This window comes from Streptococcus intestinihominis (assembly GCF_046824975.1).
Classification (GTDB): domain Bacteria; phylum Bacillota; class Bacilli; order Lactobacillales; family Streptococcaceae; genus Streptococcus.
In genome coordinates this window covers 1-13,838 of record NZ_JBKQBL010000002.1, presented here as the reverse complement: position 1 = coordinate 13,838, position 13,838 = coordinate 1, and the positions used below count along the sequence as shown (strand labels likewise).

Here is a 13,838-nt window from a genome sequence, read left to right as displayed (position 1 = left end):
CCTTTTCCATTTTCTTGGTTGCCTCATATAGATCTTCTATAAAAATAAAAGGATCCCCATAGTGCAAGACAATCCGTTTGATATCCTCTTTCTTGGTTCGGATGCAAATGTGGAGCTGGCCGTCCTTATAAAGATAGGCATACTCCGATTCAGGCCGATGATAAATCGCTGTTAATTCCATCTGTCTCGTCTCCTACTTTTCTTTCTCATCATTCATCAATTTATGCAAACGATTACACAAAATCATGTTCTAGTATACAACTTTAGAAAATGCTTTGCAAGTCAAATGAGATTGAACAAATTCGTCCATCTATGCTAAAATAGACCTATTATAAATATAAGGAGTTTCTATGCAGAAAGAAATTAAAGGCTTGTACACCATTTATGGTATGTGGTTGTTTTTCGGTATCATTGGGATGATTTTTATCTCATTCAACCTACCGAGAGCTCTTCAGAAAAACGATACAGTTGGGATTGTCTTTTCAATCGTATTCGGTATTATCTTCTTAGCCATGATTCTTGGATTTGGCCATTTAATCAGAGTCGCACCAAAAAAAGTGCAAGAAAAATACCAGGATATCTTCAACCACTATCCAGAACTGGAAGAAAACGTGGAATTATTCAAAGAGAATGCGACTGCTGTCGATAAACTGAACCAACTCTACCTTTACCGCGAAGCTATCTTCAATACACAATATGGACGATTCGTTAATCCTATCTTTCTCAATGAAATTCAGGCACTCGGGGTTCGAATCAAGTGGGTCCGTAACGGAAAGGTACGTTCAAAGAATCTCTTCTTACTTTCTAGAGAGGGAGAGAAAGAATTCGAGTTCGATTTAGGTATGGTTACACCTGTAAAATATGAACAGTTAATCCTCTTCTTACATGCTGTAGTAGATGTCAAACCAGATCTTGAGTTCTTCAATGAAGTTGAAGATTAATTGGCAAAAAGTTATTCATTAGTTCTGCTTTTCATTAAAGCTCGTCACACAAAAAAGCCCTACAGGGCTTTTTTATATGCTTAAATCCTAGCTTTATTCTTTAGATGTATGCCTCTTTCCAAGATTCAGTGCTTGCTCTTCTGACATTTCGATTACATTCGCAAAATTAGTGTTTCTCGGCATATTATCCTTTGAATACCAATAAACATCCGCATTTCCATTTCTTACCACATAAACTACTGGAGCAAGTTGACGACTTGGTGCAGCAGGCTCGACTGGCTGAACTGGTTGCGCAGCTTCTACTGATTGACTCGGTTGAGGAGCTTGACTTGGTTGCGTATCTATTTGTCGATATCTATTAAGATATCATGACTATCAGCGGAATCTTCGGCAAAATCTAACAAGTCTTCTTCCTCATTAGAAAGTAGCTTAATTGTTTTAATTCATCGTCTGGTAAATACTGATAATTGGCAATCATTCCCATGATTTTTCTCCTTTGAATCTTGTAGGATATACTGATGTTTTTAGCTCTATTTCTATAGAAAATGCTATAATGGACCTAAGAAATTGTTTTATTGAATGTTAAATAGGGGGATAGTAATGTTCACTAGTATTGTTTTGGGTTTTTATGCTCTTTTCTTTCTATCCTTGTCCTTTACTATCTATCTCTATATTAGACTTGTAGTTGCGGTTAAAAAAGGCAAAGACATTCCCAAATGGATTTATAAACTTGGTCATGCTGTTCAAGGAAGAATTCACGTTGACTATGAAGAAATCACTGATGCTAACGCCCTTAAAGAGATTCATTGGTTCTTACTGATCTATTTAATCGTAAATCTACTCGTATTGGCTGGTTTCTACTATCATGTTAATAGCTTTCCTCAAGCCATTTATGAATGTTTGAAAAAACAATTTTTCATCGTACTTGTTAGTATGGTTTTAAAAAGTCTTGGAAAATTTGTTGTACTAGCTATAAGAAAAAACTTTCATAACAGTCATGTTTATGCATCAACCAATGCTTTTATCGGGACAGCTTTTTTAACGAGTTATGTTTTTATGTTTTGCATGATGATGAGTGGCCTTCCAGCTCAACCTGTTCCAGTAACCATTCAAGATACCACTATCATTATCGGGGAGACCAAGGCTTCCGAGCTTTTAGACCAAGGCTATACCTTTGGAGATAAAGGCGCGGAGAGCTCCATCACCAATCCAAAAAACGACCACTTCTACTACGGTCAGCTTCTCGAAGTCAAGCGGGATAATCAGTCCTTTGGCTTTATGAGCCTCACTCCCACAGGTAAAGATACTGATCAGCTCAAAAATTGTGTCATCACCTATTACAGAACACCTAAGGATAGCAATCAACTAGAAGAAATTTCCATCAATCATATCAAGCTAGCAAATCTCAAGCTCCAAGACTTTCAAACACGAAAATTAATCGATATCTTTAAAGTCAATCCTGTTGATTATAATGTCTCTGATAAGGATACCAACTTCATTCTGACTATTCAAACAGCAGATTACGACCTCTGGAAAAGGTATCGGATTGAAGCTAAGTTTAATTCAGATGGTTCCCTAGATAGCTATGGTGTTAGAGCCCAGCACAGCATGTGGGAATGATTCACCATTTCCCCCTTTATCACATAAGCATTAAACTGGAAAAATATCGTCGACAAGTTTATAAGTTTCGATGAATCGAAGGCCAGAGGAACCTTTATCTCTATTGATTTCTTGATAAATATCTTCTAAATTTTGGGCAGGTGCCAGCATCCAAAGACTAAAAGGTCTGAGTTTCACCTGTCCAATTTTTTCAATATTTTCTAATAATTGCCCTAAATCTTTGTGATTGAACCAGCAGTCTGTAACGAGAGCAAACTTGGTATTGTCCATCTTACAGGAGATTTGACTGGTCAAAAAATCATCGATGGAGGGCTTTTTTGTTTGTAAGAGGCGTGTGCAAGCCAAATGATACTCAAGCTTTCTAGGACTCTGCTCAACCATAGATACAAAGATAAGACCATACTCATCTTGGAACTTAACAGCAAGGATATCTCCTTCTTCAAAATAAGGTTTACGTTTAGTTTTGGCTTTAGTAACCTTTAGAGGTCTAGGATTTTCAGTTTGCAACTGGATAGCAAGTTTTTCCAAGACTTTTTGCCTTTGCTTCAAAGCCTTTGGATCTATTTCCATCCAAAATGGATCAGCCCCTTTTTTGATAAGCTCCAAGGTTTTATCTCTGATATCGTCTGTCAGGTGACCAATCTTCCACAGTGCATAAGCAAGAGCTGTCCAATAAATTTCTGTAAAAAAGTCTGTTTGACAGTAATCTTTTTCCGCATCGAGAATATCCTTGACGATATTCGCTACATGTTCACCGTCTCTATAGCGACCGACTACTTCATTGTAAATGTCGTAACCTTGATCACTGTCAATGATTTTAACGCCATCAATAGCCATTCTCAACTCCTAATGTTCAATCGACATCTTATTGATAAATCTCAAAGCTTATTTAATCTTATGCTTGTTCATTTTCTCTTGGAAAATATCTGTAAGAATTTGTTGCAATTCTTGGACTTCCTTTTCAGGAAGTTGGCCTTCTTGTTCAGCTACTGCATACAACTCCGGATACTCGAGCGATACTCTCTTAACAGTACGTGTAATGGCATGTTTTCTAACAAAAAATGGAATCCGTTTAATCATATCTTGAGGAATTAATGCGATAATCTTATTTTACAAGATAGGTTTTCCTGATTTCCATTTTCATGATAGATATTTCTCCTTAAGAAGCTAGATAGTGCTAGATGTTTCTCTTTACTGCTCAATCCGTCTACTCAAGCAGTGGCATACACTCACAAAGAACTTTGTTTGACTATTAAATATCTTCCATCGCTTCTTTCACATATTCTTCGACATCTTCAATCTCTGTAAACAAAGGATCAAGGTGACAAAAGAAGTGCCAATCTTCGGCGCCTCTTTTTCTGTAGAGAATCGCTTCACCGTCTTCACTTCCTAAAAAGCTTCTGTCGACTTCATATCCGTTGCGCTCTAAGAAGTCCTTTGCCTTGCAGAAGTTTCCTTCTCTTGCTTCGATATAAGCTTTGACTTCATCGTTGTTAACGACATAGGCATCGATTTTTGAATAGCCTTGGATCACTTTATCGTTTTTTACGGATAGATTCGAAATTTCTTTCCAAATAATTTCCACATTTTCCTCAGAATTAAACGAAAATCTAGATAAAGGGACAATATTTCCATTGAAGACAATCTCCATATAATCCGGTAGATTTTTTGGATTAAAATACTCCACATCAAAACTATCTTCTTTTTCTAAAGTATATCCCGGGATTTGCGCTACAAAGGCTCTTCCCTCTTCTAAAGAATCAAACACGACTAAATCTTTTGAATAATTGTTTTGGTAAAATTCTAATAGATACATCATTAATCCTTTCAATATTTAGATAGAAGATAGTTTTTTAGCAAACTAATATACTCAACACGTGAGGATAGAGATTCAAGCATTATTTTTACTAAATAGGATTGATTGCTAAAAATTTCACCAGCTTACCTCCTCTTGTCTCATCCTCAATTATAACACGTTTCCACTCACATATCAGATATTTATTATTGGACCAAATAACCTTTTGAAATAGAAAACAAGCTCACCAATTCATCAAGTCTATATTTTTTATGAGATTCTTCATTAATGCTAAAAGATTTACAGTTTAAATTTTATTAAAAATCCTTGTTCATGACCTTACGTAACGATGTATAATAGGTATGAGGAGGTGGGTAATGATGGCTAAATATAGAGCAATTCCGGAAGGATTTATGACAGTGGGGGAACTTGCTAAGAAAATGGGCATTACCATCCGTACTCTACAATATTACGATAAAGAGGGGCTACTTTCCCCATCGGCAGAAAGTGAGGGAGGTCGCAGGCTTTATACCGATAAAGATATAGTGCTACTCCATCAGATTCTATCATTAAAATCATTAGGCTTTTCTCTCAAGGATATAAAGGGGCGTTTGATCTCTTTGAAAACACCTGATGATGTTGCCAATGCTCTTACAGAGCAAGCAGATATTCTTCGTAAAAATATTGAACAACTTAAGGATTCTTTAGTCGCAATAGAGCAGTTAAAGGCAGAAGTTTTACAAATACAGACGGTCAATTTTAAGAAATATGCAGACATTATTGTCAATCTACAGATGAAGAATGACTCCTACTCTCTCATTAAGCGCTTTGATGATGATACGCTCGACCAGATACGCAGTCGATTTGACAAGAAAAGCGGGCAAGATTTTATGGATAGGTTGAACCGCCTAAGTGATCAAATCGTGGAGCTTCAGAAAGAATACGTACCAGCTGAAAGCGAACAATGCCAACAGGTTGTGCAAGAATACTGGAGCTTGATTATGGAGTTTACAAATGGTGATATGAGCATGCTTCCGAAGTTGATGGAGATAGGGAATATCGATACCGCCTCAAACGCTTGGGAAGAAAAGCAAAAAATCGTTAATGATTATTTAGGGCCTGCTTTACAAGTCTATTTTTCAAGGCTTGGAACAAATCCCTTTGAGGAGGTAGAACCATGAAAGACGCAATAGAGGTTTCTGGATTAAAGAAAAGTTATGGTAGCAATATGGTTCTTAGAGGTCTCGATTTTCAAATCAAACAAGGAGAAATCTTTGCTCTGCTCGGAGTGAACGGAGCTGGTAAAACAACCACGCTTGAATGTATCGAAGGTCTGAGAAAATATGATGAAGGCACTATAATTGTAAACGGGAAAACCGGAATTCAACTACAGTCCTCCTCTCTACCCATCCACATCAAACCGATGGAAGCCATAAAGCTCTTTGCAAAATGGAATCATACATACATTGATGATGCTATGCTAAAGGCCCTTGGCATAAAAGAAATGAAGGAGTCGCAATACATAGAATTATCCACCGGTCAAAAAAGAAGATTACATCTTGCTCTTGCACTTATCAGTAATCCGGATATTATTTTTCTCGATGAACCGACAGCGGGACTTGATGTTGAAGGAAGACTATCCCTCCATGAACAAATCCGAAAGCTCAACTCACAGGGGAAGACAATCATCTTGGCAAGCCACGATATGGCCGAAGTTGAAACCTTATGTGACCGCATTGCTATTTTGAATAGTGGAAAGATTGTCTTTTGTGGTACTCCTTCAGAACTGACAGACAGGTTGGGAAGAAAATATTTCATCCATTTAAAGACCCAGGACGGAGAGAAATCTTTTGAAACAGATACGATCGAGGACACTTTGATTTCATTATTGGAAGAATGCAAACAGAAACATATCCAAATACTGGATATTAAGGTGGATCGTGGCACACTGGAGCAGCATTTCATCGAAATAGCAAGGAGGGGATCGGAATGAATGGTTTTTTATATAGCCTAGCATTACAGTGGAAATTGGACATACGAAGTAAGTCTCTCCTGGTTACTTACTATATTGTACCGCTTATTTTCTTTCTTCTCATGGGTGGTATTTTTACTTCCGTTATACCTGATATGGAAAGCACACTCATACAGTCAATGATTGTCATGAGTGTTTCCATGGGGGCCTTTCTCGGCTTACCGCCTTCCTTGATTGAAACATACGGAAGCGACATAAAAAAGATTTATAAAGCAAATGGTGTGCCTATTCACTTAGGATTGGTGACCATGGTTCTCTCTGCCTTTGTTCATTTGATAATGACTTGCATGGTGATCCTACTACTTGCTCCAATTTTATTTAAAGCAAGTCTACCAAATCAACTTTCCCTATTCTTTCTCGCACTGGCCATCTACATTTTCGTATCTTTGAGTATCGGAAGTATACTGGGCCTTACTATAAAAAATCAAGCAAAGATTACTATGATAGCGCAACTTGTCTTTTTACCCTCAATTATGCTCTCAGGAATCATGTTTCCTAGCATCTTACTACCTGATTTTCTTCAAGCAATCGGGCGTCTTTTCCCCGCTTCTTGGGGATACCGCTTGATGCTAGATCATGGTTTTGATCTTGAAAATCTTTGGTATCTGATTCTTGTATCCTGTATCTCAGTAATGACTTGTATCCTCCTCTTGAATCAGCAAAAATCTAACTAGGTGCCTGAATAAATCCATGGCAACATTAACTTTTAAACAAAAGCGACGAGATTGTTACTTATCCCGTCGCTTTAGTGTTTTTGGTTGTTTTTATCTAATCTCTGTTATGTTATTGAAACTTCTTGCTCCCATCGTCTAAGCACATCTTTTAAAGGTTCATCAAGATAGGTATAGGTCTTATCCTTAATCCAATCAGGAATACCATATGCGGCCTCTGCGATACTTCCTGTGATGGCAGCAAGAGTATCACTGTCCCCGCCAAGAGAGATGGCATTTCGAATCGCATCTTCAAAATCTGTACTTTCAAGAAAAGCAATGATGGCTTGAGGTACCGTATCCTGACAGGTTTCATTGAAATGATAAGTAGGACGAATGTCATCTAGAGACTGAGAGAGATTGTAGTCATACTCTTTCTCTATGTATTCCCTGATGCGTTTTTTACACTCTGTAGGATGATCATTGATTGGTTGCTCGTAGTCGCCACAGTAGCCTCCAAAGTAATAGCGACACATAAAGATAGCATCAGACGTCGCCATAGCTCCCTTGACACCCTCTGGATGGTTATGAGTCACCTCTGCAGAAATTCTCGCAAGATTTCTACTAGATGGCCAAGTACCTGTTCGTGCACAGAAACTACAATCCATGACCCAAGCACAAGGAGAAACACGCATGGCAGAGCCATTGCCAAAGCTATTATAAGGGGAGCAATCATTGCTTTGAATCCATGTATTAAATCTAGCCCCGTAACCAGCATCGGGATACATTCTGCCATATTTCTTCATGGCATCAATAAAGTCATCCTTCTGACCACCGTTCATGATGGCTTCAGCAACAGCACATGTCATAACCGTATCGTCCGTGAAAAAACAATCCTCACGAAATAATGGAAAGTCTTTTGTTTTAATATTGCCCCATTCGTAAACAGAACCTACAATGTCTCCTACTATTGCTCCTAGCATAAGATTCCTCCTTACAGCATATCAGATTTCCAATGGATCACTCTTTAAAAATGGTACCACCAAACCAATCCACTCTTGAGGTAGATAGACTGATAAATAGCCGTGGTTATACCCTTTTGCTTCATACAGGATCGTGTTGGGATGTAGCTGCTGAAATAATTTCGCTGATGCTTTCACACAGTTCAGTTCTTTTTCACCATAGATATACAGTACCTGGGCCTTACTAGCAGAAATTGTGTCCTTTAGCTTGTAACGTGCCATATAGGTTTTGTAAATGGTCACCAATGTTTTTATAGGTGTCCTTGGCAGGTCCTCCAAATAATATGCTTTTATTTCCTCTGGATAAGCCAGTTTAGGATAGAGTTTTTCCATCATGCTTAATTGAAGTTTGCAAGAGAATTTACTGAATATCAATTTACCAAATAGAGCTACTAGAAAAAAGCTGATTTTAGCTAACCTTGGTTGAGGAATACAGAGGCTTCCATCTATGATGGCTTTCTCAGCTATCTCGCTGTCTAATGACAAAAGCTCCATGGCAATTTGACCACCAAGTGAAACGCCACCGATCGCAAACACCTTTCCACCACAGTTTGCTTTGACATAGTCTAGGATCTCCAAAGCAGAATCTTCCGTAGAAACATAATCGAGTTGATATTCTTCACCGTGGCCATTCAAAGTGGGTAGAATAACACGGTAGTCTTTTGATAAGATCCGTGCTTGACGAAGATAATTCCACCAAGAACTGCCACCGCCATGTATCAGTAAGATAGGAGGCAAATTCCTATCACCAAATTCATGGAATTTCATGTTTAAACTCCTTACTATACCAGTTTAACTTGTATTGATTAAAATCACCCATATTAAAGATAGTCAGATGTGTTTAAATTTGGGCAAATAATCGTGTCATATTTTCCAAAAATGATATTCCAACGTTTACATTATTCAGTCTTCTTCTTGTTCAAGTACCAACTAGGAATGATTTGATTCATATCATCATACCATTCTAAAATTTCCTTAGCTTGTTGTTGCATTACTGATATTTCTTCAGCTCCGTAAGGTACAGCCCATGACAGAGCACCAACTATGTTATTTAGAATATAGATAGCGAGAAGCTTCCAAAATAAATCCGGAACCTTATGATCAAAATATCCATCTATCATACCAGACGCAAAAGAGGAAGAGACTTGAGCAGACCATACAATACGATTGAATTCCTCCCAAGGATCCCCGACGTCAAAGCGATCAAAATCAATGACATAAATTTCGCCATCATCACCAATCATGAAATTCCCGATGTGATAATCTCCATGTTGGAAAACCTGAGGTCTATCTTTTAACAATTCTCGATTTGCATTTAAAAAATCAATAAAGATCTGACCATTTTCATATTGAACGGGACATTCTTTGTATTTGGAGATTTTGTCATCAATTTTTCGATTATAAAAGACCTCCCAATCTTCACGAACTTCTGTGACAGGGAGTGAATGAATTTTTTGAAGGATTCTTCCTGCTTCTAGTCCGTAAATGTATTGTTGTTCTTTTGAAACAGTTAAAATTGTTTCTCGAGCATCTTTCCCATCTATCCATTCATGTAAAGAATGTACTTCGTCATCGCAGAGTTCAAAGCTAATTGGTTTACACATCGGAACTCCAAGAGAAGCTACTTTCTCCATCATATCAAATTCAAATTTTTTAGAATCTAACTTCTCCTTATCAGAAACACGCAAGAAATATTTTTGCTGATTTTGATCTGTCACACAATATTTTTTATCATCTGACCACCCTTTATTTATGGCTATCTTACTACTAAAATCCATCAAACACACTCCGATTCATTTCACAACACTTTTTGCAGTTTTCACTAGTAACCTATCCAGTTCGTCTACACTTTAGTTACCTAGATCAAGATTTAGATAATGAAAACTAGTCAATTTTCTCAATAATATTTCCATATTTATCTAATACAAGACAGGAATGATCATTTAGTGGAATTATGGGAACATCAACAAGTTCTTCAGCTCTATCCTTATTAGATTTATCATTCCATGAATCATAATGGACACTAATTAAAAACTGACTAAAAAGTCCCAACCCATTTTTAATCTTTATCTGATGATCTGAATTATCATTAGGTGAAACATAGACTTTTTCTCCTAATAATAGGGCTCCTGCAGAAAATCCCATAACTTTCGCCCCTTTATTTAGCATACGATCGATATAATTTTTGAACTGCAGATTGACATAAGTAGCTATATATTTTCCCGTATTTCCACCACCGATGATGATTAGATCAGCATCTAAATAGCTATCAAAATCAATCTGCTCAGTGTCCAAAAGTAAGTAATCAGTGTTTAGGTTAGAAAAATGGCTTTGGAAAACTTCCGTGTACTTTTTCATATAGGGTTGCCAATTTTCTCGATAAACTGTAAAAATGACAATTCTTTCGATCTTCCTTGACGACACAATTTTATTAACAATCGTATGGTTCTTTATCGGCGGATTTCCACCCATCAAAAAAATTTGTTCGTCCAATCTTTCGCACTTCCTAAAGATACATAAATTTTGACCACGTTCTGAAATTATAATTTCTTCTTAAAGTGAATAATTCTATTTGCCTCCTGAAATCCAATATTGAGATGAAATCTTATAGAATCCGTATTCGTTAAAGTACAGTCACTTGCAAATTCCTTACATCCTTTATTTTTCGCCCATTCCTCACATTTTGCACAGAGATTTTTAGCAATATCCTTTAAACGATATTCCTCGTCGACAATAATTCCTTCTAAGAATCCAACAGGACTATATTTACAACCTTCAACATAATCAAATCTGAGTGAACATAGTGCTAACCCTACAATTGTGTCACCTTTAACTTCTGTAAAGATTGCAGTATTTTTGCCATTCGTATATTTTTTTACTTCATCAATAGCTTCTTTATCTGTCAATTGGGGCCATAATTGTTTCATTAGTTCAGCCGTTTTTATAGAATCTTTTGTTATTCCTTCCATATTGATGTTCCTCCGCAAATTACAAGCAAATGTTTCGAATCATGCTGTTACTTTGTTACTCATTGATTGATACCAATACCATACCCTTCTACTTTTCGCTGTCTCAGATCGGAAGAGTAGAGTCACACACTCAGCGGTTCAGACTTACCGAATCATTTCGTCGGTTTCCCCCTCATTCTACGAGTCCTATACCCCAGGGCACCTTCTCGACCTTCGGTCTCACCTTGTCCCATGGGCAGAACATCTACTTCTATTTCGCTGAAGCCTCAGATCGTACAAGAAGTGATACTGCCTCAACATGTGGTAATATTCTGCTTTTATACTAATAAACAAAAGACAATGAAAATCATTTTAAAATGATACTGTGGAACGGAAAGATTTTCACCAGTTCCAAAAGAAACGACATTCATCACTCCACTTTAAATTATAATAGATAATTCTCTAACATAGATCATCTAATTAGCAAATCGTTACATTCAATAATGGATATCCTGATCTAAATTTTAAAATGTTGTTTCCTTACTAATTCTATTACTCGCCAATATTGTATAAATTAAATAAGCAATAAAAATGATAATAAAAATAACATAGCAGCCAGTCTTACAACTTACTACTTCTTATATGATAATTTACAAATGTCTTTCCAGCCACTCGATCTTTTTAAAATCCTTATTGTTATTGTGATCATTTCGATATGAGTCTTGAGAAGAAGCTTTGTAAATACTTAGATACTGCTCCAGACTTGGAAGACGAAAAGCGATGCCTTCAATGTGAATAAGCTCTATATCCGATTCCGAAACTCCTGCAAAATCAAGTAAGGAATCGATACTTCCAAATTCAACACTCACTCTATCCTTTTGGAATTCATGCTCATGAATATCTATTAAGACGTAGCCTAAGTCTTTCATCACTTTCATTATCTTGTCCCATTCATAAATTCTGAGATGATCAGGTGCTTCCCAACCTCTAGGGTCACCAGGCACATGAATGTCAATGTCAGACGGCCCCCAATTTTCTTTCGTTCTAAACTCAAATCCCAAAGAGCCCATCAGTGTCGGTGTAATTCCGACTCGATTTAAATGGAAACAAATGGTTTTAAATTCTTCAAATAAGAGACTCATATTTACTCTAAACCTTTCATATAGATTTTCGTTATTTCTACTATATAACCTTGAACAAAATCACCTTCATTTTCTAGAGTATAGCCAGTTATTTTGGATACAAATTCTTTTCCTTACTAATTCTATTACTCGCCAATATTGTATAAATTAAATAAGCAATAAAAATGATAATAAAAGTAAGATTAATCTTCAACACAAAATAGAGATTTAACAAATTTGCGAACGCATGAAATAAAATACAATACCCCACAGATTGTGTTTGACGGTAAAGAAGCCCTAAAACAAAACTTAAAAATAACGTATATATAAAAAATAAAATAAAAGGAAATCCTTGATGACTTTCTCCAACAATAAACCATAAAGGCAGATGCCATATCCCCCAAATTAATCCTACAATCAAATTAGATTTCCAATAAGTATATTTTTTATCAAGTAAGGGTTGTAGTATGCCTCTCCATCCTAATTCTTCGTGACCACCACCAAAAAAGATTAATTGGATATAGAATAGTGGCATCAGGTAAATTGATACTCCGTTTAATTCTAAGGAAGATAAAGAAAATAGTATCAAAATTGCTAACAAATGAATAATGAAATAAATACTACTATTTTCTTTCTTACTAAATACAAAATGTTGAAATTTTATATTATTCCTTTTCAAATAAAAGACACTTGCAATAGCTGGTCCAAGTGCACCTACTATATGTAATGATCTCCCTATAATCGTTTCTAATCCCAAAATATGAGATTGCGTAATTATGGCGAGAAGCCCCCATGTTATATAAGTAATTCCAAATGTAATATAAAGATAATTTTTTAAATTCCTTTTATCAATTTCTGTCATTTCATCTCCATATCTTGATTATTTTAAATGTAATATTTTCTGCTTCTTAGTTACTCTCGATTATAACTACCTATATTCTATCACAAAAATGCAAAAAAAGCCTTACAATCAAGGCTTTACAGTATCCCTTTCGTTACAAGGTTTTTACACTTTTACCAGCAGACCTACACACTCAACATGTGGTGCTAGTAAACTTCTATATTATAGAACGAAAGAGAATTACACACTCAACTCAAACAACTTATAAAACTCACCTCTCCTATCCATCAAATCACTGAAAGAACCATCTTCAACAATAACGCCATCTTTCATAAAGAGAATTCTATCGTATCTTTTCAAAATGTTCTCATTCAACTTGTGGGTTACTACAAGTGCAGTCAAATTTTGAATATCCAAGATTGAACTTTCAATTTCAGTAGTTACTTGATTATCCAAAGATGAAGTAGCCTCATCCAATAATAAGATTGGTGTTTTTCGAATCAAGGCGCGCGCAATACTAACTCTTTGTTTTTGTCCGCCAGATAAATTTGATCCATTCTCTCCACATAAAGCTTGTAGACCTAATTCATTTTCTAAAACATAACTTTCTAAACCTGACTGCTGTACAGCTTTCTTTATTTCCTCATCAGTGAAGGATTGATTAAGAGTAATATTTGCTCTTAAAGTATCATCAAAGATATAAATTTCTTGCTGAACAATCGTCATCAAGTTATAAAGACTCTCTGCTGAAATAGCTTGTATATCTTGATTATCAATTGAAATATGTCCACTTGTTACATCATAAAAACGCAGCAATAGATTGAGCAAAGTTGATTTTCCACTCCCTGACATTCCTACAATTGCAATT

At 36.2% G+C, this 13,838-nt stretch carries 17 protein-coding genes; 5 read left to right on the top strand and 12 right to left on the bottom strand.

Annotated features, from left to right (window positions below; genetic code table 11):
- Positions 1-181 (bottom strand): alpha amylase N-terminal ig-like domain-containing protein (locus tag ACLOR3_RS03340; protein ID WP_412036999.1); only part of this gene is annotated, 181 nt, incomplete at its 3' end.
- A gap of 169 nt (positions 182-350) precedes the next feature.
- On the opposite strand from ACLOR3_RS03340, the gene ACLOR3_RS03335 reads away from it, so the two are divergent.
- Positions 351-941, top strand: a complete 591-nt coding sequence (locus tag ACLOR3_RS03335; RefSeq protein ID WP_411400401.1) for a hypothetical protein — start codon at positions 351-353, stop codon at positions 939-941.
- A gap of 600 nt (positions 942-1,541) precedes the next feature.
- On the top strand, positions 1,542-2,561 hold the full coding sequence (locus ACLOR3_RS03330) for a hypothetical protein (protein WP_411400402.1): 1,020 nt from the start codon (positions 1,542-1,544) through the stop codon (positions 2,559-2,561).
- A gap of 30 nt (positions 2,562-2,591) precedes the next feature.
- Here ACLOR3_RS03330 and ACLOR3_RS03325 read toward each other — a convergent pair whose 3' ends face one another.
- The 3 genes from ACLOR3_RS03325 to ACLOR3_RS03315 all read right to left on the bottom strand — a co-directional run bounded on the left by ACLOR3_RS03325 (position 2,592) and on the right by ACLOR3_RS03315 (position 4,377).
- Complete coding sequence (locus ACLOR3_RS03325; protein WP_287515743.1) at positions 2,592-3,398, bottom strand: hypothetical protein; 807 nt, start codon at positions 3,396-3,398, stop codon at positions 2,592-2,594.
- 48 nt (positions 3,399-3,446) lie between these two features.
- Positions 3,447-3,641, bottom strand: a complete 195-nt coding sequence (locus tag ACLOR3_RS03320) for a hypothetical protein (RefSeq protein WP_368387411.1) — start codon at positions 3,639-3,641, stop codon at positions 3,447-3,449.
- Between the two features lie 172 nt (positions 3,642-3,813).
- The gene (locus ACLOR3_RS03315; RefSeq protein ID WP_411400403.1) at positions 3,814-4,377 is read right to left on the bottom strand and encodes a hypothetical protein; all 564 of its coding nucleotides are present in this window, start codon (positions 4,375-4,377) and stop codon (positions 3,814-3,816) included.
- A gap of 356 nt (positions 4,378-4,733) precedes the next feature.
- On the opposite strand from ACLOR3_RS03315, the gene ACLOR3_RS03310 reads away from it, so the two are divergent.
- The 3 genes from ACLOR3_RS03310 to ACLOR3_RS03300 are packed head-to-tail and all read left to right on the top strand — an operon-like array spanning position 4,734 to position 7,062.
- On the top strand, positions 4,734-5,537 hold the full coding sequence (locus ACLOR3_RS03310; protein ID WP_368387413.1) for a MerR family transcriptional regulator: 804 nt from the start codon (positions 4,734-4,736) through the stop codon (positions 5,535-5,537).
- Entirely contained in the window at positions 5,534-6,349 is an 816-nt protein-coding gene (locus tag ACLOR3_RS03305) for an ABC transporter ATP-binding protein (protein ID WP_368387414.1), read from the top strand. Before ACLOR3_RS03310 ends, ACLOR3_RS03305 begins: the two co-directional genes overlap by 4 nt.
- Entirely contained in the window at positions 6,346-7,062 is a 717-nt protein-coding gene (locus ACLOR3_RS03300; RefSeq protein WP_411400404.1) for an ABC transporter permease, read from the top strand. The genes ACLOR3_RS03305 and ACLOR3_RS03300 overlap by 4 nt, the downstream gene beginning before the upstream one ends.
- A gap of 104 nt (positions 7,063-7,166) precedes the next feature.
- On the opposite strand, the gene ACLOR3_RS03295 is transcribed toward ACLOR3_RS03300, so the two are convergent.
- The 8 genes from ACLOR3_RS03295 to ACLOR3_RS03260 form a co-directional block, all read right to left on the bottom strand.
- Positions 7,167-8,021, bottom strand: a complete 855-nt coding sequence (locus ACLOR3_RS03295) for an ADP-ribosylglycohydrolase family protein (protein WP_411400406.1) — start codon at positions 8,019-8,021, stop codon at positions 7,167-7,169.
- A gap of 21 nt (positions 8,022-8,042) precedes the next feature.
- Entirely contained in the window at positions 8,043-8,828 is a 786-nt protein-coding gene (locus ACLOR3_RS03290; protein ID WP_411400407.1) for an alpha/beta fold hydrolase, read from the bottom strand.
- A 131-nt stretch (positions 8,829-8,959) separates the two neighbouring features.
- A complete protein-coding gene (locus ACLOR3_RS03285; protein WP_411400408.1) occupies positions 8,960-9,838 on the bottom strand; it encodes an aminoglycoside phosphotransferase family protein in 879 nt (292 codons plus the stop codon).
- A gap of 106 nt (positions 9,839-9,944) precedes the next feature.
- A complete protein-coding gene (locus ACLOR3_RS03280) occupies positions 9,945-10,553 on the bottom strand; it encodes a Type 1 glutamine amidotransferase-like domain-containing protein (protein WP_411400409.1) in 609 nt (202 codons plus the stop codon).
- A gap of 47 nt (positions 10,554-10,600) precedes the next feature.
- The gene (aac(6'), locus tag ACLOR3_RS03275) at positions 10,601-11,029 is read right to left on the bottom strand and encodes an aminoglycoside 6'-N-acetyltransferase (RefSeq protein ID WP_411400411.1); all 429 of its coding nucleotides are present in this window, start codon (positions 11,027-11,029) and stop codon (positions 10,601-10,603) included.
- A gap of 629 nt (positions 11,030-11,658) precedes the next feature.
- Entirely contained in the window at positions 11,659-12,150 is a 492-nt protein-coding gene (locus ACLOR3_RS03270) for a phosphoribosylanthranilate isomerase (RefSeq protein WP_150905910.1), read from the bottom strand.
- An 88-nt stretch (positions 12,151-12,238) separates the two neighbouring features.
- Entirely contained in the window at positions 12,239-12,991 is a 753-nt protein-coding gene (locus ACLOR3_RS03265) for a CPBP family intramembrane glutamic endopeptidase (protein WP_150905908.1), read from the bottom strand.
- Positions 12,992-13,210: 219 nt separating this feature from the next.
- The coding region (locus ACLOR3_RS03260; protein WP_412036998.1) for an ATP-binding cassette domain-containing protein at positions 13,211-13,838 on the bottom strand (628 nt) is incomplete at its 5' end.

Bases quoted from the DNA above. Each gene is read 5' to 3' on its own strand.
- ACLOR3_RS03315 (WP_411400403.1), bottom strand. From the start codon at position 4,377: ATGTATCTATTAGAATTTTACCAAAACAATTATTCAAAAGATTTAGTC.
- ACLOR3_RS03325 (WP_287515743.1), bottom strand. From the start codon at position 3,398: ATGGCTATTGATGGCGTTAAAATCATTGACAGTGATCAAGGTTACGAC.
- ACLOR3_RS03290 (WP_411400407.1), bottom strand. From the start codon at position 8,828: ATGAAATTCCATGAATTTGGTGATAGGAATTTGCCTCCTATCTTACTG.
- ACLOR3_RS03330 (WP_411400402.1), top strand. From the start codon at position 1,542: ATGTTCACTAGTATTGTTTTGGGTTTTTATGCTCTTTTCTTTCTATCC.
- ACLOR3_RS03320 (WP_368387411.1), bottom strand. From the start codon at position 3,641: ATGATTAAACGGATTCCATTTTTTGTTAGAAAACATGCCATTACACGT.
- ACLOR3_RS03305 (WP_368387414.1), top strand. From the start codon at position 5,534: ATGAAAGACGCAATAGAGGTTTCTGGATTAAAGAAAAGTTATGGTAGC.
- ACLOR3_RS03270 (WP_150905910.1), bottom strand. From the start codon at position 12,150: ATGAGTCTCTTATTTGAAGAATTTAAAACCATTTGTTTCCATTTAAAT.
- ACLOR3_RS03295 (WP_411400406.1), bottom strand. From the start codon at position 8,021: ATGCTAGGAGCAATAGTAGGAGACATTGTAGGTTCTGTTTACGAATGG.
- ACLOR3_RS03335 (WP_411400401.1), top strand. From the start codon at position 351: ATGCAGAAAGAAATTAAAGGCTTGTACACCATTTATGGTATGTGGTTG.
- ACLOR3_RS03265 (WP_150905908.1), bottom strand. From the start codon at position 12,991: ATGACAGAAATTGATAAAAGGAATTTAAAAAATTATCTTTATATTACA.
- ACLOR3_RS03300 (WP_411400404.1), top strand. From the start codon at position 6,346: ATGAATGGTTTTTTATATAGCCTAGCATTACAGTGGAAATTGGACATA.
- ACLOR3_RS03285 (WP_411400408.1), bottom strand. From the start codon at position 9,838: ATGGATTTTAGTAGTAAGATAGCCATAAATAAAGGGTGGTCAGATGAT.
- ACLOR3_RS03310 (WP_368387413.1), top strand. From the start codon at position 4,734: ATGATGGCTAAATATAGAGCAATTCCGGAAGGATTTATGACAGTGGGG.